Annotated in this window: 23 protein-coding genes; 19 read left to right on the top strand and 4 right to left on the bottom strand. The window is 46.3% G+C overall.

Annotation, left to right across the window (positions count from 1 at the left end; translation table 11 throughout):
• Positions 1 to 2: 2 nt before the first annotated feature.
• Positions 3 to 578, bottom strand: a complete 576-nt coding sequence (locus A3Q3_RS0106810) for an SCO family protein (RefSeq protein WP_020182830.1) — start codon at positions 576 to 578, stop codon at positions 3 to 5.
• 163 nt (positions 579 to 741) lie between these two features.
• On the opposite strand from A3Q3_RS0106810, the gene A3Q3_RS0106805 reads away from it, so the two are divergent.
• From A3Q3_RS0106805 to A3Q3_RS0106790, 4 genes are read left to right on the top strand one after another with little or no spacing between them, the layout of a single operon-like run.
• Positions 742 to 1,656 (top strand): branched-chain amino acid transaminase, encoded by a 915-nt coding sequence (locus A3Q3_RS0106805; RefSeq protein WP_020182829.1) that lies wholly within the window; start codon positions 742 to 744, stop codon positions 1,654 to 1,656.
• Positions 1,657 to 1,688: 32 nt separating this feature from the next.
• Positions 1,689 to 3,152 (top strand): glycosyltransferase family 87 protein, encoded by a 1,464-nt coding sequence (locus A3Q3_RS0106800; RefSeq protein ID WP_020182828.1) that lies wholly within the window; start codon positions 1,689 to 1,691, stop codon positions 3,150 to 3,152.
• A gap of 45 nt (positions 3,153 to 3,197) precedes the next feature.
• Entirely contained in the window at positions 3,198 to 3,401 is a 204-nt protein-coding gene (locus tag A3Q3_RS0106795; protein ID WP_020182827.1) for a zinc-finger domain-containing protein, read from the top strand.
• 14 nt (positions 3,402 to 3,415) lie between these two features.
• Complete coding sequence (locus tag A3Q3_RS0106790; RefSeq protein WP_020182826.1) at positions 3,416 to 4,693, top strand: leucine-rich repeat-containing protein kinase family protein; 1,278 nt, start codon at positions 3,416 to 3,418, stop codon at positions 4,691 to 4,693.
• Here the strand turns inward: A3Q3_RS0106790 and murI are convergent.
• Complete coding sequence (gene murI, locus A3Q3_RS0106785) at positions 4,655 to 5,461, bottom strand: glutamate racemase (RefSeq protein WP_020182825.1); 807 nt, start codon at positions 5,459 to 5,461, stop codon at positions 4,655 to 4,657. The genes A3Q3_RS0106790 and murI overlap by 39 nt on opposite strands.
• 110 nt (positions 5,462 to 5,571) lie before the next feature.
• On the opposite strand from murI, the gene A3Q3_RS0106780 reads away from it, so the two are divergent.
• The 13 genes from A3Q3_RS0106780 to A3Q3_RS0106710 all read left to right on the top strand — a co-directional run bounded on the left by A3Q3_RS0106780 (position 5,572) and on the right by A3Q3_RS0106710 (position 15,164).
• Positions 5,572 to 6,123: a cob(I)yrinic acid a,c-diamide adenosyltransferase gene (locus A3Q3_RS0106780; protein WP_020182824.1), complete on the top strand. Its 552-nt coding sequence runs from the start codon at positions 5,572 to 5,574 to the stop codon at positions 6,121 to 6,123.
• A complete protein-coding gene (gene pcnB, locus A3Q3_RS0106775; protein WP_020182823.1) occupies positions 6,120 to 7,499 on the top strand; it encodes a polynucleotide adenylyltransferase PcnB in 1,380 nt (459 codons plus the stop codon). The genes A3Q3_RS0106780 and pcnB overlap by 4 nt, the downstream gene beginning before the upstream one ends.
• A gap of 2 nt (positions 7,500 to 7,501) precedes the next feature.
• On the top strand, positions 7,502 to 7,993 hold the full coding sequence (gene folK / locus A3Q3_RS0106770) for a 2-amino-4-hydroxy-6-hydroxymethyldihydropteridine diphosphokinase (RefSeq protein ID WP_020182822.1): 492 nt from the start codon (positions 7,502 to 7,504) through the stop codon (positions 7,991 to 7,993).
• 1 nt (position 7,994) lies between these two features.
• Positions 7,995 to 8,642, top strand: coding sequence for a deoxynucleoside kinase (locus tag A3Q3_RS0106765; RefSeq protein WP_020182821.1), 648 nt, complete (start codon positions 7,995 to 7,997; stop codon positions 8,640 to 8,642).
• A gap of 128 nt (positions 8,643 to 8,770) precedes the next feature.
• Positions 8,771 to 9,151 (top strand): VPLPA-CTERM sorting domain-containing protein, encoded by a 381-nt coding sequence (locus A3Q3_RS14525; protein WP_020182819.1) that lies wholly within the window; start codon positions 8,771 to 8,773, stop codon positions 9,149 to 9,151.
• Positions 9,152 to 9,288: 137 nt separating this feature from the next.
• Positions 9,289 to 10,101 (top strand): 3-methyl-2-oxobutanoate hydroxymethyltransferase, encoded by an 813-nt coding sequence (panB, locus tag A3Q3_RS0106745; protein WP_020182817.1) that lies wholly within the window; start codon positions 9,289 to 9,291, stop codon positions 10,099 to 10,101.
• A 12-nt stretch (positions 10,102 to 10,113) separates the two neighbouring features.
• Positions 10,114 to 10,974, top strand: a complete 861-nt coding sequence (panC, locus tag A3Q3_RS0106740; protein WP_020182816.1) for a pantoate--beta-alanine ligase — start codon at positions 10,114 to 10,116, stop codon at positions 10,972 to 10,974.
• Between the two features lie 51 nt (positions 10,975 to 11,025).
• Positions 11,026 to 11,406: an aspartate 1-decarboxylase gene (panD, locus tag A3Q3_RS0106735; RefSeq protein ID WP_020182815.1), complete on the top strand. Its 381-nt coding sequence runs from the start codon at positions 11,026 to 11,028 to the stop codon at positions 11,404 to 11,406.
• Between the two features lie 43 nt (positions 11,407 to 11,449).
• Positions 11,450 to 11,812: a ribosome silencing factor gene (rsfS, locus tag A3Q3_RS0106730; protein ID WP_088178166.1), complete on the top strand. Its 363-nt coding sequence runs from the start codon at positions 11,450 to 11,452 to the stop codon at positions 11,810 to 11,812.
• 18 nt (positions 11,813 to 11,830) lie between these two features.
• Positions 11,831 to 12,298: a 23S rRNA (pseudouridine(1915)-N(3))-methyltransferase RlmH gene (gene rlmH, locus A3Q3_RS0106725; protein WP_020182813.1), complete on the top strand. Its 468-nt coding sequence runs from the start codon at positions 11,831 to 11,833 to the stop codon at positions 12,296 to 12,298.
• A gap of 104 nt (positions 12,299 to 12,402) precedes the next feature.
• A complete protein-coding gene (locus A3Q3_RS0106720) occupies positions 12,403 to 12,681 on the top strand; it encodes a hypothetical protein (protein ID WP_020182812.1) in 279 nt (92 codons plus the stop codon).
• Between the two features lie 60 nt (positions 12,682 to 12,741).
• Positions 12,742 to 14,187, top strand: coding sequence for a deoxyribodipyrimidine photo-lyase (locus A3Q3_RS0106715; protein ID WP_020182811.1), 1,446 nt, complete (start codon positions 12,742 to 12,744; stop codon positions 14,185 to 14,187).
• Between the two features lie 215 nt (positions 14,188 to 14,402).
• On the top strand, positions 14,403 to 15,164 hold the full coding sequence (locus A3Q3_RS0106710) for a VacJ family lipoprotein (protein ID WP_020182810.1): 762 nt from the start codon (positions 14,403 to 14,405) through the stop codon (positions 15,162 to 15,164).
• A gap of 81 nt (positions 15,165 to 15,245) precedes the next feature.
• Here A3Q3_RS0106710 and pmbA read toward each other — a convergent pair whose 3' ends face one another.
• On the bottom strand, positions 15,246 to 16,571 hold the full coding sequence (gene pmbA / locus A3Q3_RS0106705) for a metalloprotease PmbA (protein WP_020182809.1): 1,326 nt from the start codon (positions 16,569 to 16,571) through the stop codon (positions 15,246 to 15,248).
• 86 nt (positions 16,572 to 16,657) lie between these two features.
• On the opposite strand from pmbA, the gene yjgA reads away from it, so the two are divergent.
• Together yjgA and A3Q3_RS0106695 are read left to right on the top strand one after the other, a co-directional pair.
• Entirely contained in the window at positions 16,658 to 17,176 is a 519-nt protein-coding gene (gene yjgA / locus A3Q3_RS0106700; protein ID WP_026361804.1) for a ribosome biogenesis factor YjgA, read from the top strand.
• 29 nt (positions 17,177 to 17,205) lie between these two features.
• Complete coding sequence (locus A3Q3_RS0106695; RefSeq protein ID WP_020182807.1) at positions 17,206 to 17,439, top strand: sulfurtransferase TusA family protein; 234 nt, start codon at positions 17,206 to 17,208, stop codon at positions 17,437 to 17,439.
• Between the two features lie 21 nt (positions 17,440 to 17,460).
• Here the strand turns inward: A3Q3_RS0106695 and A3Q3_RS0106690 are convergent, their stop codons facing one another.
• A complete protein-coding gene (locus A3Q3_RS0106690) occupies positions 17,461 to 19,452 on the bottom strand; it encodes a site-specific recombinase (protein ID WP_020182806.1) in 1,992 nt (663 codons plus the stop codon).
• Positions 19,453 to 19,467 lie beyond the last annotated feature (15 nt).

Here is a 19,467-nt window from a genome sequence, read left to right as displayed (position 1 = left end):
CGTTAAAACAATTGTTTCACATCATGTGCAATATCGGCAGGCTTTTGCCCGTAGCTCATGTAGATGCGCGCTGTGCCTTTTTTATCAAACACATATAAGCCAGCACTGTGGTCAATCGTGTAGTTGCTTGAGGTGCTGCTGACGACCTTAGAAGCAAAGATTTTATAACTGCCCATGTTCTCGGACACTTCTTGCAGGGAGCCGCGCAAGCCGATAAAACGCTTGTCAAACGAGGGTACAAACTGTGCCAGTACTTCTTGCGTGTCTCGTTCCGGATCAACGGTAATGAATAGCACTTGTACTTGATCCGCGTCTTTACCTAGTAACTTCATGGTCTGGCGGAGATCACTCATGGTGGTTGGGCAAACATCCGGGCAGTGCGTATAACCAAAGAACATGATGACCACTTTGCCTTTGAAGTCGGACATGGCGCGTAGCTTGCCGGTATGATCTGTTAATGTGAGCGGTTTACCAAATTCTGCACCTGTAATATCGGTGCCGATAAAATGGGCGGCTTTAGGGGCTGCATTACAGGCAGTCAGCATTAAAAATAGGCTTAAAAATAACCACTTACGCATGAAAAGTATCCTTTGGTAACAATTACACTCACTTACGAATAAGATTTGACTTTATTCTAGGGTTTTGATTCTAACATAAGCAATAAATTCGCTGCTTTGGTTTACAATATTGCTTTTGTAATTTTCACAAGATAAGGCAAGCGAAATGGCAATACCAACCTCAATGGCAGACCGTGATGGCGTAATTTGGTATGACGGCAAAATGGTCAACTGGCGTGATGCAACGACTCACGTATTAACGCACACATTGCATTACGGCATGGGCGTGTTTGAGGGGGTGCGTGCCTACAAAACCGATAAAGGGCCTGCGATTTTTCGCTTAAAAGAGCATACGGATCGCTTGTTCCGCAGTGCGCATATCTTAGGCATGAAAATGCCGTTTGATAAAGCAACGCTGATCGAAGCGCAAAAAGCGGCGGTACGGGATAACAAGCTCGAATCTGCCTACATGCGCCCAATGGCGTTCTATGGCGCTGAGGCGATGGGTATCTCTGCTAAAACGTTATCTACGCACGTGATTGTCGCGGCATGGAGTTGGGGCGCTTATATGGGTGAAGAGGCGATTACCAAAGGCATTCGCGTGAAGACTTCCTCTTTCTCACGTCATCACGTCAATATCACCATGTGTAAAGCCAAAGCCAATGGTAACTACATGAACAGTATTTTGGCGCACCAAGAGGCAGCGCAAGATGGCTACCAAGAAGCGTTGTTGCTGGATGTAGACGGCTTTGTTGCAGAGGGCTCTGGCGAAAATATCTTTATCGTACGTAACGGTAAACTGATTACGCCGGATTTAACCAGTGCGTTAGAAGGCATTACACGCGACACGATTGTGCAACTGGCCAAAGAATTAGGGCTGGAAGTGATTGAGAAACGTATTACGCGTGATGAAGTGTACAGTGCAGATGAAGCGTTTTTTACAGGTACTGCTGCAGAAGTGACGCCGATTCGCGAGCTAGACAATCGTGCGATTGGCGAAGGCACCCGTGGCCCTATCACAGAAAAACTGCAAAGCCTGTACTTTGATGTGGTGAAAGGTAAATCCGAGAAACACATGGGATGGCTCACTTTGGTTTAACATTCTAGTGTCACATCACTCAACAAAAAATAATGGATATTAAAGTTCAGTTATTGTTACTAGCCTTAGTGCTGTGTGGTGTGGCAGTGTTAGTGCGGTTTTCTGCAAAATCTGCATTGCATATGATATTCAATGCAGACAGCCACAGTAGTTCAAGTCTTGTTGAAGTGATGCGCACCTCGTTGGCATTGTTGCTGATGTTTGTAGCAAGTGCGGTAGTCATCAATATTGGTTTGCAGCGCATGTTTGGTTATGGCAATGAGTTAACTACCATCTACTTTGCAACATATCTGCATGCGATTGCAGGCGCAGATTCTTGGGGCGTGATGGTCAAGGCGCTCACGCATCTGGATGCGTTTCCAAGTGAGTCAATCTATGATGCGCTTATCTTAAAAGACCAAACTAAGTTTCAATATCCCCCCAGCGCGTTACTCATTTTCGATCTACCACATCGTTTTTTTGGCTTGTCGTACGAGGCCATTGTTGGCATCGCCAACATCATCAGTTGGTTATGTTTACCGTTATTGGGCATTGTGTTTTACAAACTGATTGATAAGAGCGTGGTCACTGCTTGGCACACCACTTCGCGACTCTTTAGCGAGACGCAGCAGCAAATACCTGTTTGGATGCGCGTATTGGCTTTGCTGACTGGGATTGCTACTGTGGCGATGTTTTATCCTATATTACGGTCTTATTTCTTGGGCCAAGTTCAAACATTCATGACCTTATTGGCAGGGCTGGCTTTATTGGCGTGGCAGACTAAGCGTTTGGGGGCAGCAGGTGTTTTATTGAGCATTTGCTGTAGCTTTAAGCCGCAATGGATTATTTTGATTCCATGGGCCTTCATCAGAAGGCAGTGGCATTTCCTTATTACGTTTTCTATTTCGTCAGCCATCATCTTTTTAGTGTCTGTGTCGCTATATGGCGTTGAAAACTGGACAGACTATTTCTCCGTATTGTCTTTTCTGAGTCAACACGGCGAGAGTTTTTATCCCAATCAATCCATCAATGGCATCATGCATCGGTTATTGTTGAATGGGAACAATCTGGAGTGGCTTTCCAATACATTTCCACCTTATCACCCATGGGTGTATCTGACCACTTTGCTGACCTCTGCGCTGCTGTTGGCGGTTGCGCTATTCTGGAAATTTCTGCGTCAACCCAATGCAACTGACCTGTCGATTATGATGTTGAGCCTGACGATCGCCTCTCCTATTGCTTGGGAGCATCACTATGGCATTGCAATTCTATTGCTAGCCATTATCTTACCTTTGTCTGTGGTCTACCGGCCACTTGGCCAATGGACCGTGTCTTATATATGGGTCATGTACTTATTGATTAGCCAGAATTTTGGCTACTTCGCATCGTCATTGGCAGATACGTATTGGAACGTTTTACAATCCACTTTATATATTGGCGTCATCATGTTGTTGTGGCTGCTATATAAGCTATCGCAGAAACAGCATAAGCCCCGCATTGCCAATGCAGGGCGTTAATTTTCAAGTTATCATTACAGAATAAACTGTTAAGAAAGTGACGCCATGTCAGATGTAAAAGAGTTCGAAAACAATGAGATTGAAATCTTGGCCAAAGATTTGCCTTTGCATTGCCCTACCAAAGAAGTGGCGTTGTGGGCATCGCACCCGCGCGTGTTTTTAGATGTAGCCAAAACAGGCCATGTCGCTTGCCCTTATTGTGGAACGAAATACAAGCTCAAAGAAGGCGAAGTGGTTTCACATCATTAAGCCGATACACTGCATTGCTAGATTCTACAGCTTCGTCCTTTGACACACTTGCACTGCTTAATGCGGGCAAGTTGGAAGGGGCTAAGCACATCAAAATCAATGCTGGGCTGACCAGCTTTCCACAAGCGCTGTACTCACTCACCGACTCACTGGAAATACTCGATTTAACAGGCAACGATCTCACGGATTTACCCAATGATTTAACGCGATTTAAGCAGTTGCGCATTTTATTTTGCTCGTCTAACCAGTTTACCCATGTGCCAGAGGTGTTGGGGCAGTGTGCCAAGCTCAGCATGATTGGCTTTAAAGCCAATCAAATCGAGCATATTCCGGCATCAGCCATTCCTACTCAGCATTTGCGCTGGTTTATCGTCACGGATAATCGTCTGAAACATTTGCCTGATAGTTTGGGCGAGTGTGCCAAGTTACAAAAACTGATGTTGGCAGGCAATCAACTCAGCGTGTTACCGGAATCAATGCGGCAATGTCATGCCTTAGAGTTGTTGAGACTGTCAGCCAATCGATTCGAAGCCTTACCCGATTGGCTGTTTAATTTACCCAAGCTCACATGGCTGGCGTATGCAGGCAATCCATGTTCGGATGTAGCCGAACGTACACACATGGCGCAGCGCCCAATACGTGCTATTGATTGGGCATCGCTGCAATTAGGATCTGTGCTTGGCCAAGGCGCTTCTGGCGTTACTTATCAATCGCAATGGCAAGATACTGCGCAATCTACACAGTGCGTGGCTGTCAAATTATTCAAAGGCGGCGTGACTAGCGATGGTCTACCAAGGTGTGAAATGCACGCCAATATGCTGGCAGGGGAGCACCCAAACTTGGTTGGCTTGAAGGGCGTGGTAGATCAGCATCCGCAAGGAACTTCTGGTTTGGTCATGCCTTTGCTGGAGCCTTATTTGCACATACTGGCCAATCCGCCGAGCTTTGATAGTTGTACGCGAGATGTCTATCCACAAGGTGGCCAGTTAACACCGGCGCAAGCATTACATATTTTGCAGGGCGTGGCAGATGCACTTTGTCACTTGCACCAGTGCGGATTGATGCACGGTGATGTCTATGCACATAACATTTTGTGGAGTAAGAAGCGGGTAGTATTGAGTGATCTGGGTGGGGCATCGTTTTTGCCAATAGACCAGCCTGTATTAGCACATCAATTGCGGCAGTTAGATATCCGCGCATTCGACATATTGATAGAGGAGCTAGCTGAACGCGCAGGGGTAACAGCCCAGCACTTAAAGCAGCAATTGGACTTGGGCGGCTTGTCCCCATAGCGTTTCAATGACAGCAGCGGCCTCAGGTTGTTGGCTATTGGTATAAAACGTAATGTGTGGCGTGTCGCTACTGTCTGTAAGCAGTTGTTGCTCGGTTAGTTTGTGGTGTAGCTGTTTTGCCACGGCTGCACCAGTATCAATGAGTGTGACGTGTTTGCCGACGATATCTTCAATCACAGTGCGTACAAATGGGTAATGGGTGCAGCCTAGGACAATAGTATCGGCGCCTTCCGCCAATAGTGGAGCAGTGTATTGTCGGATTAAATCGCGTGTATATGCGGCATGCAGCTCTCCACGTTCAATACACTCCACTAGGCCTACGCAGCCTTGCGTGACGACTTTAACGTTACGACCATAACTTTCCAATAAGGCCGCAAATTGTGCGCTTTTGAGGGTGCCCACTGTGGCCAGTACACCCACAATGCCATTTTGACTGGCCGCTGCGGCAGGTTTGACAGCAGGCTCCATGCCGATAATCGGTAAACTGTAACGCGCGCGCATTTCAGTGATGGCCGCGGCCGTTGCTGTGTTACATGCCACTACAATGGCTTTGACTTGTTGCGCGATGAGGAAATCTGCAGTGGCAAAACAACGCTGCTGAATCTCTTGCGGGCTTCTGTTGCCATAGGGTGCATAGCGGCTGTCCGCAAAATAGGTCAGTGCCTCATGCGGGAGTTGCGCATGTATATGCTTGAGCACGGAAATGCCGCCTATGCCAGAATCCATCACCCCAATCGGATTTTGAGACATCGTATTATTTTTAGACATGAAGAAGGAGTTCATCCTTTATAATACTGGCATTATAGATGAATTAAAGGGCGCATATCCATGCGGGCATTGGTAGCAATTGTATGCTTACCAATTGTGCAAACAGGTTTATGGGAAATCGTTTAAGTAAAATTTACACCCGTACCGGCGATGCAGGTACCACTGGCTTGGGCGACGGCACGCGCGTTGCAAAAGACCATTTGCGTGTGCAAGCCATGGGCGATGTCGATGAGCTCAATGCCGTGATTGGCCTGATGCTGACCGAACCTGTGTCTTTACAAGTTAAAACAGCATTGACGCAGATTCAGCATGATTTGTTTAACCTAGGCGGAGAGTTGTGCATGCCTGGCTATACAATGGTCAAGGCCGAGCGCGTCACGGCATTGGAACATACCTTGGATGACTGGAATGAGTCATTATCACCGTTGAAAGAATTTATTCTGCCGGGCGGTAGCCGTGCTGCGGCTTATTGCCATTTGGCTAGAACGGTATGCCGTCGCGCCGAGCGCACGATGCATACGCTGAATGCGCAAGATACGCTCACAACGGTATCACTACAGTACATCAATCGATTATCCGATTTACTGTTTGTCCTGTGTCGTCAATTGAATCAGGAAGCCGGCGTGCCTGATGTTTTATGGAATAACCCAACCCATCAATGATTAAAAAATTCCTACAAAAAGTATTTTCCAAGCGTGAGAAAGCGGCCATCGTCATCAATCAGGCCGATCCAGGGTCGGTGACCTCAGCGAATGTCATCTCAGAGAAGTCGCATAAAATCAATCAGTCGCTGATTAGTCCAGCCGCGCTCAAAACATGTGAAGGGCTGCAAAAAGCGGGTTTTCAAGCCTACATTGTCGGTGGTGCGGTACGTGATTTACTGATGCACTTCACCCCCAAAGACTTTGATGTGGCGACCAATGCTACACCCGAAGAGGTGTATAAGATTTTTAGGCGCTCGCGCATCATTGGTAAGCGTTTTCGCTTGGTGCATGTCATGTGGGGAAATGAAACTATTGAGGTGTCTACTTTTCGCGGCCATCACCTGAGCGAAGGAGATGCACAAACCTCGGACTCCGGACGGATTATTCGCGATAATATTTTTGGGACAATTGAAGAAGACGCTGTGCGTCGTGATTTTACAGCGAATGCTTTGTATTACGACACAGCACGACGCGAGGTTTTGGATTTTCATAATGGCGTTGCCGATTTGAAAGCCAAGCAGCTACGTATGATTGGTGATCCGGTCACGCGCTACCAAGAAGACCCAGTACGCATGTTGCGTGCGGTGCGCTTGTCTGCCAAATTGGGTTTGAAAATCGAGGCAAAGACTGAAGCACCTATCCGTAAAATGGCCGACCTGCTACAAGATGTGCCGCCGAGCCGGCTGTTTGATGAAATGCTTAAACTATTCTTATCTGGCCACGCCATTGAGAGCATCAATGCCTTGCGTGTCCAGCAATTGCATCATGGCTTGCTGCCACTGTTAGATGTGGTACTTGAGCAACCGATGGGCGAGCGCTTTGTGATGCTGGCACTAAAAAATACCGATGACCGTATTCTGAACGGAAAATCGTCTAACCCCAGTTTTTTATTTGCGACCTTGCTGTGGCATGAGGTGCTAGCGTCTTGGCAGGTATATCAGCAACAAGGGCAGCCGCCAATTCCGGCCTTGCATTTGGCGATGAGCGAAGTCATTGATCTTCAAGCGGAGAAAATGGCAATCCATAATCGCTTTACTGCAACCATGAAAGAAATCTGGAGCATGCAGCCGCGTTTTGAGCAGCGCTTTGGTAAACGTCCCTATGCGTTACTGACGCATCCGCGCTACCGTGCTGCTTATGATTTTCTCTTATTAAGGTGCGAGTCTGGTGAGTTGCCAGAAGAGATCGGTGCTTGGTGGACGACATTTGCCGATGCCAGCACTGAAGCCCGTACGGCGATGTTGTTGCCGGACACCGGCCCTAAAAAACGCCGTAGACGGCCTAAAAAGAAAACAGTTGGCTCGCCAGCCGCACAACAGCCTACGCACGATTAATCATGGCAATCGCATATATTGCACTGGGTAGCAACCTGCAAGACCCGGTCAAGCAAGTGAGCCGCGCATTTGACGCACTGGCACAGTTACCAGCAACGCGTTTGCTACTGCGCTCTAGCCTATACAAAACGGCACCCGTTGGGTATGACAATCAGCCGGATTTCATCAATGCAGTGGCTAAGATAGATACCTTGCTAGAGCCTACTGTATTACTGCGTCAATTGCTTGCTGTGGAAGCCACTTTTGGACGCGAGCGTCCATTTCCCAATGCGCCACGCGTGCTGGATTTAGATTTGTTATTGTATGACCAAATAGCGATGCATACGCCCGAGCTGATTTTGCCACACCCCAGAATGCACGAGCGTGGCTTTGTACTATTACCATTGGCTGAAATTGCACCGGATTTAATCTTACCCAATGGAAAGAGTGTTGTAGAATTGGCAACACAATACCAGCAATCAGACATTCAATCTTTATCAGGGCTTTCTGCTTAGTATGAGTATATTCAATCAATTCCCTTACATTGTAGTAGAGGGGCCGATAGGTAGTGGCAAAACAACGTTGGCTAAAATGCTGTCAGAAAAATTTTCGGCAGAGCTGCTCACCGAAAAAGCCGAGATTAATCCGTTTTTACCGCGCTTTTATCAGGATGCGCAACGTTATGCGCTACCTACGCAATTGTTCTTTTTGTTTCAGCGCTCCAGACAAATTGCCGACATGACACAGCGTGATATGTTTGCCAAGCCAACAGTTGCGGACTTCTTTTTAGAGAAGGATCCTTTGTTTGCGCGCTTGAATCTGGATGATGAAGAATATGCGCTCTATCATCAAATTTATACCCATTTGCAGCTCAAATCGCCCAAGCCAGATTTAGTGATTTACTTACAAACGCCAGTGGATGAGTTGGCAGACCGCATTCAAGAGCGCAATATCAGTTATGAACAAGAAATTCCACGCGAATACATAGAACGTTTGGCAGATGCCTATAGCGAGTTTTTTCACACCTATGATGCTTCGCGCCTGTTAATTGTGAACAATGAAAAGCTCAATATTATTAAAGATGAATCGGCACTGGAATTGCTGGTCAAACGTATCAGCCAGATCAAAGGCAGTCGAGAATACTTTAATCCTAACTTTGAGTAAGTGTTTGATTATTTGTATTTTTTTAAAGCGTTAGCCCAAATGGGTCAGCCCATGTGGGTCATTGAAGTGTTGCAAATTGTTATCTATGATGCACCCATGATATTAATAAACAACTAAAGGGGTGTGACATGAAAAAACTATCAATCGTATTTGTTTTATTAATTACTGCAACAAGCGCTAACGCGGTCGTCATTGGAAGTTTAGGTAAGATTACAGTGGCTAGTATTACATTCTTGAAGCCGCCTGCACCTGTGTCGACCCCACCAGCTAATATCGTGACACCACCTGCAGCTGAACAGAACGTTTCTACACCAATCCCTGAGCAGAATTTTGTGATTTTCACAGAAGAGACAAAGCAACTTATTAATGAGATTGTGAATTGTGTTGATGTGCCTAATGAGGGCGGTCATGATAACGTGAGCGCAGTACCGGTACCAGCATCCTTACCATTGATGGCCACCGCACTAGGTATTTTTGGCATCACACGTCGCCGGAAAACATTTAAATAGGGGGCGTTGTGGTACAACGCAGCACCTCTTGAGGTTTATGATTAAAGCAGCCAAGTTAGGCTGCTTTTTTTATGGGCATTTCCATGAAAATACTGACCAATCAAAAAAACCGGCAGTGTTTAGTTGTAAAATAGGGCATGCTTTTATCTGATATTTCACAAAAAATACAGCGTGGCGATAAGCTTGCCATGCTGACTTGTTACGATGCTACCTTTGCCAAGTTGATGGAGTCTGAAGGGGTAGACATATTGTTGGTGGGCGACTCATTGGGGATGGTCTTGCATGGGCAGACTGATACCTTACAAGTAACGCTGCAAGACATGTGTTACCACACCCGCACCGTGGCTGCTGGTGCAAGGCAAACAGTCATCATGGCCGATATGCCTTATGGCACTTATGAGCATGACCAAGAGCTTGCCTTGCAACATGCACAACAGTTGATCAATAGCGGTGCACATATCGTCAAAATTGAAGGGGGTGGCGCAATGGTAAACACGGCTAAGTACTTGATAGATCGTGGCATATCGGTGTGTGCGCACCTTGGCTTCACCCCGCAATCGGTAAATCAATTGGGTGGCTATAAAATTCAAGGTAAAACGGAATCAGCAGCAAATATCATCATGCAAGATGCGCAAGCGATGAGTGATGCAGGCGTGAGTTTTGTCTTGTTGGAAATGGTGCCAGCGCAATTGGCCAGAACCATCACACAGTCGATCAACGCGCCAACTATTGGCATTGGCGCAGGGGCGGATTGCAGTGGCCAAGTGTTGGTGCTGCAGGATTTGTTAGGCATTTACTCTGGGCCCGCTAATAAGCCTGCAGATGCATTTAAAGCGCCGCGCTTTGTGCGTAATTTTTTGAGCGAAACCGGCAGTGTGCAAAGCGCGGTGCGCGCTTATATACATGCAGTCAAAGCGGGTACATTTCCTGCGCCGCAACATAGCTATTAAGAGGTGAGTCGTATGCAATTGATTCATTCTGTACAAGCGTTGCGAGACGCGCTAAGTGCGCATGCTGATATCGCATTTGTGCCCACCATGGGCAATTTACATGCGGGACATTTGCATTTGGTTGCATTAGCCAAGCAACATGCAAGTTGTGTAGTGGTGAGTATATTTGTCAATCCGTTGCAGTTTGGTGCGAATGAGGACTTAGCCAATTATCCCCGCACGTTGGAGGCAGATTGTGAGAAGTTACAGCAATTAGGCGTCAATTATGTGTTTGTGCCCACGGTGAGTGAGGTCTATCCGGATTTTGATGGCGTCAATTTGCATCAAACGATGACCATACAGCCGCCACCTATCGCCAATGTCTTGTGCGGAGCAACACGCCCTGGGCATTTTATGGGAGTAGCAACTGTGGTGTTGAAGCTATTTAATATGGTACAGCCGCAAGTGGCGGTGTTTGGTAAAAAAGACTTTCAACAGTTGCACATTATTCAAGCATTGGTGCGTCAATTCAATTTGCCGTTGACCATTGTGGCGGGTGAGACCATGCGCGAGTCAAGTAACTTGGCCATGAGCTCACGTAATGGCTATTTGAGTTTTGCCGAGAAAACGCAAGCCACACAATTGATTCGTGCCTTAAAAGAAGTGGAAGAGAAAGCCCTACAGGGCCAGCATGATTACGTCAGCTTAGAGCAAGCAGCGACGCAGCAGTTGACGCAGCAAGGGTGGCAGGTAGACTATGTGGCTATACGGTCTGCTCAGACTTTATTACCTGCTATGCCGCAAGATACACAACTAGTTGTATTAGGTGCCGCAAAATTAGGTAAAACACGCTTGATTGATAACATTGAATTTTGCGCTAAACCCTTGAAATGATTATAATAGCAACCCTTTCGCCGAGTTAGGCAACCAAGTTAGGTCAACACAATGCAAAGAACCATGCTTAAATCCAAATTGCATCGAGTGCATGTCACGCATAGTGAGTTGCATTATGAGGGCAGTTGCGCGATTGACGAGGCTTTATTGGAAGCAGCCAATATCTGTGAATATGAACAGATTAATATTTATAATGTAACCAATGGCGAGCGCTTTAGCACCTATGCCATTCGCGCTGCCCGGCATTCCGGCATTGTTTCTGTGAACGGTGCGGCTGCACATAAAGCACATCCTAAAGATATCATCATCATTGCCAGCTATGCGCATTACACGGAAATTGAATTAGAAAAATATGCGCCGCAACTTGTCTATGTCGATCCGCAAAATCGGATTGTAGAGCAAAAAAAATCCATCCCCGTGCAAGCAGCTTAATGCCATTCAGATAAAAGAGAATTTCTTGTTAGAACTTACAGCCATGAAAGACGCGGTCGTTGACGCGTTAGAAGACATCAAAGGGTTTGATATTTCCGTGCTTGATGTGCGAAAAATGACCTCACTCACTAGTTACATGATTATTTGTAGCGCCAATTCCAGCCGCCAAGCTAAGTCGCTTGCAGATAATGTCCGCGAAAAGCTGAAAGAAAAAGGCGTTGATATTCGCGGTGTCGAAGGCGAGAAAGAGGGCGAGTGGGTACTGGTCGACTTAGAAGATATTATTGTGCATATCATGGTACCTACCGCGCGCGCTTACTATAACTTGGAGCAGTTATGGAGCGAGACCGAGAATCGTAGAAGCGGTCATGTGACGCAAGACGTTTTGAAACCCTCAGCAGTTTAACCACGCTTTAACTCTCGTATGAAACTGAAAATCCTCTCAGTGGGCCATAAAATGCCACATTGGGTGGAGTTGGCATGTGCCGAATATTTAAAACGTATGCCACGTGAGTTTGCAACAGAAATCATCGAAATCAAACCCGATAAGCGTGCCTCAGGTAAAAATAGTGAGGTAGTGCAAGAAGCAGAAGCCAAGCGTATTTTGGAGGTTGCTGATAAAGACTACCTAGTAGTACTAGATGAGCATGGTCAAGAGGTGACTTCCTTACAGTTGGCTACCAAAATGGAGCATTGGCAGACCTTGGGTAAAGATGTCTCACTTGTCATTGGCGGGGCCGATGGTTTGCATGATAGCCTCAAGCAAAAAGCCAATTGGCTGTGGAGTTTATCTCGGCTGACTATGCCACATGGCCTGGTGCGTGTCATGCTTAGCGAGCAACTGTATCGCGGTTATACCGTCATTCAACATCATCCGTATCACAAAGAATAATCCATCTAGCATGCATTTTGCTTAATACAGCATCGTGCATGTTGCGTCGTTGCAATTCAGGGTATTTGTGCATTGCGTCTACCAAAATTTTTGGAGAGTTCTGAATGATGGATAATGAGTTGTTGGTGCTGTTGTCAAAATTTTCTGTTGCGGCGCGAAAGGTGATTGGGCCTGTTAATCCGGCAAAAGTTGTTAAAGATCAAGAATATGCGAGACATGTCTTTGAGCAAGCCGATACATTGGGCGATGAAGAACTGCTGCTGGTTTCGCTAGAATTGCAAAATAAATTAGGTTTTTTGGATCAAAAGGTGGTGCCTATTTCTGCACCCGCCAAAAAAGAAGAAATAGTCGCCGCTAAGTATCTTTTTGGTGCACGAGGGTAGTGACCGCACATCTTTGAGCAAAATTGCTTACAATGCGGTTTTCATTCATCGCATTGCTCAATGTCTTTACAGATTCAAAAAGCACTTGTTTGGTTTAGGCGTGATTTGCGTGATTTTGATCACGCCGCCTTGTATCACGCGCTCAAACAAGCCGCTAATGTCTACTGCGTATTTGTGTTTGATCGACACATCCTAGATACCCTACCAAACAAAGCAGATCGCCGTGTCGAGTTTATTTGGGAGAGTGTGCGGGAGCTCAAGTTGGCTTTGCAACAGCAAGGTGGCGATTTGTTAGTCGCTTATGATTTCGCCGAACAGTTTATTCCTCAGTTGGCGCATACACTTCAAGTCGATGCAGTATATAGCAATTGTGATTATGAGCCTGCTGCCATTGCACGCGATGCCGCCGTGGCCGCGCATTTAAAAGCCAAAAAAATTGCCTTTCACCAATATAAAGACCAAGTCATTTTTGAGCAAGATGAGGTATTGTCGCAAGCCGGTAAACCTTATGGTGTGTTTACTCCCTATCGTAACGCGCATATCAAAAAGCTGAATGATTTCTACGTTAAGCCATACCCGGTTGATGCCTATCTCCATCACTATGCTGTAGCTAGTGATGAAATCGCACAGCAGTATGTCTTGCGCGAGTTAGCGCAAATGGGATTCACGCGCACCAATCTGCAAAGCATGAAGCTGCCAACAGGCATGTCTGGTGGAAAAGCGCTGCTTGAGGATTTTCTCGAGCGCATAAGTTATTACGAAGAGGCGCGTAATTTTCCGGCAGTGAAAGGCCCTTCTTATCTCTCGGTACATTTGCGTTTTGGCACGGTATCCATCCGCTATTTGGCAAGAGTCGCGTGGCAAAAAGGAAGCGCAGGTGCAACAACTTGGCTCAATGAGCTTATCTGGCGAGATTTTTACTTTCAGATTTTGTATCATCGGCCCGATTTGGCTGAAGGTAAGGCTTATAAAGCAGAATATGAAGCGTTGCACTTTCCAAATAATCCAGCGCATTACCTTGCCTGGTGCGAAGGCAAGACTGGCTACCCACTTGTGGATGCTGCCATGCGTCAGTTGAACCAGACCGGGTATATGCATAATCGATTGCGCATGGTCGCTGGGAGTTTTCTGGTGAAAGATTTATTGGTGGATTGGCGCTGGGGTGAGCGCTACTTTGCGCAACACCTGATTGATTTTGATTTTTCGGCCAACAATGGTGGTTGGCAATGGGCCGCTTCCACCGGGTGTGATGCGCAACCCTACTTCAGAATCTTCAATCCGGTCTCGCAATCGGAGAAATTTGACCCGCAAGGTAAGTTTATTCGCAAATATGTGCCAGAAATTGCTATGTGTAGTGACAAAGAAATACATGCCCCATGGACAATTTCGTCATTTAGGCAACAACTTATCGCACTAGAAATCGGGCGTGATTACCCATATCCAATTGTCGATCATGCCGTACAACGAGCACTGGCACTGGATCTGTACAAATCGGCTAAGATATAAGTGTGATGATGCAATACTTGGTGTGAGAATTGCTTGGTTTGTTTCGGTTGTCATACACAAGCGATTAATTTATGCTTGGCATACTTAAAAAGGGGATAGGTATTGGCTTGATGCTATGGACAATCCCACCAGTGTAAGTAATAATTGTTAAAGTAGTGTTACATATATTGGTGTTAGGTGGTTGTTGCCAATACTAAAAATAAGCGATAAAACAAATGATCAAACAATTAAAGCATGTATTTTTTGCCGTTGCGCTCACCAGTATGGTCGCAGGATGTGCAACTGCAACCAATAAAGACCCGCTAGAAGGGGTCAATCGTGGTATTTACAAATTCAATGATGTGGCTGACCGTGGCTTGATTAAGCCCGTTGCAACCGCTTATAAAACGGTGACACCATCACCGATTCGCAAGGGTGTGAGCAATTTCTTTAGTAACATTGGCACGCTCACTACTGTCATTAACGATTTATTACAGTTCAAATTCGCACATGCGTTTACTGATGCCGGTCGTTTTGTGATTAATACCACATTTGGTTTGGCTGGGTTGATTGATGTAGCCAGCATGGACAATATTGAAAAGCGTAGCGAGGACTTTGGTCAAACGCTAGGGCACTGGGGGGTAGGCAATGGCGCTTATCTAGTGCTGCCATTTATTGGCCCAAGTACTGTGAGAGATGCTGCTGGTTTGGCGGTAGATACAGTGACTTCCGACCCGATCACTTATACGCATAACATTGGTCAGGTTCGCTTACACAATCAGTTGCGCACGGCTCAGTTAATTGATAAACGTACACAGTTGCTGGATGCTACGGATATCGTCGATAACGCGTCTATTGACCCATATGCATTCTTACGTGATGCCTATTTGCAACGCCGAGCTAGCTTAGTGCAAGATGGTTTAGTGCCACAAGATCTGATTAAGCAAGACGATGGCGATTTTGAACCTGCGGAAGAAGATGCAGAGCCAGCGAAGTAAATAGCACGCAAGCTCGCGATTTAGCACAATAAAAAAGCCCCGTACTCGGGGCTTTTGTATTGTATAACAACCCGGATGATCTTAGTCGCTGGCAGCTACCGTCATGCGTTCAAGCAAAATAGAGCCGATCAGTTTCGAACTATGCGGAATCACATCGGTACCGATACCAATAATACTTTGCAACATTTCTTTCATGTTGCCGGCAATGGTGATTTCTTCTACCGGATGCACAATCACACCATTCTCCACCCAAAAGCCGGCGGCACCGCGCGAATAATCCCCGGTTACCATGTTCAGCCCGTGCCCTAATACTTCGGTCACTAACAGACCTGTGCCCATCAGTTTCAGTAAATCGTCAAAGCTGTGCTCTGTATCTTGCACAATGAGATTGTGCACACCACCAGCGTTGCCTGTGGTTTGCATGCCTAGCTTCCGTGCCGAGTAGCTGGAGAGTACATAGCCCTGCAGTACCCCGTTTTGCACCAATTGTCGTGCATGCGTTGCTACACCCTCACTATCAAACGGGCTGCTTGCCGATCCTTTGAGTAGATGAGGAGCTTCCTGAATATTCAGTAAAGGCGTGCCTACAGATTTGCCCAAGCTATCTAATAGAAATGAGGATTTACGATATAAGCTACCACCGGAAATGGCGCTGATCAGTGAGGAAATAAGGCTGCCAGCCAGCGGTGCTTCAAATAGAACCGGATACTGGCCAGTTTTAATTGGTTTGCAGCCTAAACGACGCACCGTGCGCTCACCTGCGCATCGGCCGACTGCAATTGCTGAGTCTAAGTCTTCTGCGGCGCGTGCACTGCTATACCAATAATCACGCTGCATGGCCTCTTCTGCTTCAGCAATCACTGAGCAGCTAATGCTATGACGTGTGCTTGGGTAGCCGTGATTGAACCCATGTGAATTGGCGTACGCAAATACGCCAGCGTTGGTATAGATACTTGCGCCTTCGGAGTTGGTGATGCGTTTGGTGTCCACATCAAGTGCAGCGCGCTCACATTGCTTTGCAATCTCAATAGCATCGTCAACGCCTATTTTCCATGGGTGAGACAGCGATAAATCCGGAAACTCCGTAGCCATGAGTGCAGCATCTGCGAGCCCGCAAAATGGATCATTTGCGGTGAATTTTGCAATATTACAGGCAGCCTCTACCGTATCTTTTAATGCTTTTGGACTTAAGTCAGAACTACTGGCATGGCCTTTTCTGTCTAGAAAATACACTGTCACCGATACCCCTTTGTCTCGGTTGTATTCAATATTCTCTACTTCGCCCAGCCGCACCGAAACGTTTTGTCCGGTGCCATAACTCACTTCGGTTTCTGCGCTGGATGCGCCTGCGAGTTTGGCCTGTTTCAGTACGTCTTCCGCGATTTGCTTTAAGGTATCTAAATCCATGAACAGTCTTTAAGGGTTAAATGATCGTGTTAAAGCTGTTATCATACCGTGATTGGCATATTTCATGCCGCACTCAATCAAAAATCATGCAAGATAAAGACGCAATTATCCCAGTAATCAGTAAAACTAAGCTTAAGGCGGAGGCCGATGCTGCGCAGGCGATTGGCAAAAAGTTGGTGGATTTGCCTAAAGACAAACTGCTTAAACTGAATTTGCCAGAAGCCCTGTTTGAGGCGGTGATGGAAGCGAAACGCATTACAGCCAACGGTGCGATTAGACGCCAAATGCAATACTTAGGGCGATTGATGCGAGACCTTGATCCTGCGCCCATCGTAGATCAGTTGCAACGCTGGGAAGGTAAGCACAATGAAGAGAATGCGCGCTTTCATGGCATGGAACGTTGGCGCACACGCCTACTAGCAGACGCACAGGCGGTGTCTGAGTTTTTATTGGCATATCCGCAAACGGATAGTCAGCAGCTGCGTACATTGATTCGTAATGTGCAGCGAGAAGAAGCGGCACAAAAGCCGCCTAAAAGTAGTCGTGAGCTATTCAAGCTGATTCGTGAAACGATTGAAGCTAAAAGTGAGCGCATCGAAGAGTAATTAGTAATTGAAGAATAAAAGGAAGGGCTATGGAGATGAACTATCAAGCACAATTAAATCTTGGGGATGCAGACAGCCCAATCCCAATGATTAGAACCAAGGAAACACTGGACTTGCTCAGCGTGAACGATGTACTAAAAGTGACAGTCGCGCGCGACTCTGCTGTACAGAACATTAGAACTTTGATTTCTAATAACTCTTTCGAGTTATTAGATGTGACAAAAGAAGCTGATCAACACGTGTTGTTGATCAAAAAGTTATAGCCCACTTTTATCAGGTCTCACTTATTCCTTAGGCGGAAAAAAGAACTCGTTGGGGTGTCGGTTTAAACGCGAAAGTAGTGTTCTAGTGAAAATACGCCAATGCTCAAAGCGTACTTTTCTGGATTTCATTGCTACATACAATGCTAAAAAGAAGCTGGTTAGCAAATTGGCAGTGGCTACTAATATAATCCCAAGTAAGCCCAGTGCGAGCATGGTATAAGTGATTTGGAAATCTAGCGCGCTCACTGAAAAACTGAAAAATGCCGATACAAATGTGACATGACGAATGTCCAGTGGTAGGCCCAACATGACCCCCAAGCCAGAAGTAATGCCCAATAAGCAACCAAAGTAGAAGTTACCGGCTAGGGCACCTAAATTGTCCCGAATGTAATTGGAAACGCTTTGTAAGCGTGCTTCGCCCAAGCCTTTCTTGAGCCATTTCAATGCATTGATGCGTTCTGGAATTTTATTAAACGCCGATAAATTGTCATGAAAGCCAGCAATTAACCCAGCCAAAAATAAACACACTCCTGCCATTGCGCCATAAATTACTGCGCCACTGTGTAGCGGGTCATTCGATTTGAGCAGTGCATGTGCCTTTTCTGGCGTAATAAAATGGTGGCCAGTACAATATTGGATCAGCAGGTCAAACAGCATGGCAAATGGAATGATGATAATCACATTGCCGAGAACTGCACTGGTTTGACTGCTAGTGGTTTGAGAAACAATCTTCACTAGGCTATCCAGACTTTTGATTTTGCTACCACTTTCACCAATCGTCGCCGCAATCGTGGCAGCAGTCATGGCTGGTTGTTTGGTGGCCACTGTAAAGTGTAGTACATGAATAATGACAAAGCCTAGGCCATAGTTAAGGCTTACCAATATGGTTTCTGTCAGTGGTGGCAGGTGCGCCGTTGTAATCAACACCTTTAGCACCGCCATACAGGTGATGATAAGTCCGGCGCCCATGGCGGATTTCACCAGCGCAAAATATTGCGAACGATTTTCCGCAATATAATGCTCCCCAGTGCGGCCAGCGTTTTCTGTGACACGTAACGCCATCAACTCCATGTTTTGTTGCCAGTGACTGGAAATACTGTTTTTCTCGCACTCGGCGGCGACCAGCGATTTAAATAATGGCACGACTTTGCCTGCCACATCATGCTCACCGTCCGATGGCTCGGACAGCTGGGGATTGCTTACACTAATGAAAATATGGAAGAGCTGCCGTAACCGTGCGATTTGTTGTTGAATGCGTTGTATCAGAGCAGTCAATTGGATGCTGGTCCCGGTTTGCTCGCAGCCCTTCCTCACTTTATCTGTCACTAGCTGACATTGGTCTAACATGACATGCATATGATTGATGTCTGCTTGCGTTAACTGCTGTTCAGACAAGAGCTTGTGTAGCTCAACATTCTGGATGATAAAAGGTGAGGTGTAGTTTTCCAAATGCTCATGATTTTTAATGAGATCAGAGTCAAGTCCAGAGGCAGATAGCCGATACGATAGCACCTGAATGGCATCCACTAGTTGTTTGTTGACTTTGCTTTTGAGTGTATGGTCAGCGCGTTGAAACTGCAACGTAGCAAATAAATCTTTCCATATTGCATCGTCTACTTCACATACCCATTCAGCATCGGAAGATACATGGAAGATGAGCCCGAACACGTCTTTCAGATACTGTGTGTCTATTGCGTCTGGCAAGATACGGTGGGAGATACGTCGGAATAATTCGGCAAAAAACCCATGGTTTGTTTGAATGCCGGAATCCGCAAACAATGAGACCGATTTCTTTTCTTGGATAATATGAAGAATTGCGTTTCTCAATAACGTGGCATCTTCTTCATGCTGATTCAACGTAAAGCATAACGCCTGAATTGCGTGCGCAGCTTCTTCATAGTGACTGGGGTCACTCGGCCGGATTTCGGCAATCAGTGCGGCGAGAAATTCAGTGGTATCTGCTTGTGAGGCGGCTAGTTTTTGTTTGTAATTATTAAAGATATCTAGAAACATTGTGCGTATATTTTG

It is taken from the genome of Methylotenera sp. 1P/1 (assembly GCF_000384355.1).
Lineage (GTDB): Bacteria > Pseudomonadota > Gammaproteobacteria > Burkholderiales > Methylophilaceae > Methylophilus.
Note: the sequence above shows the minus strand (reverse complement) of the source record. Positions and strands in the feature narration are given on the sequence as shown.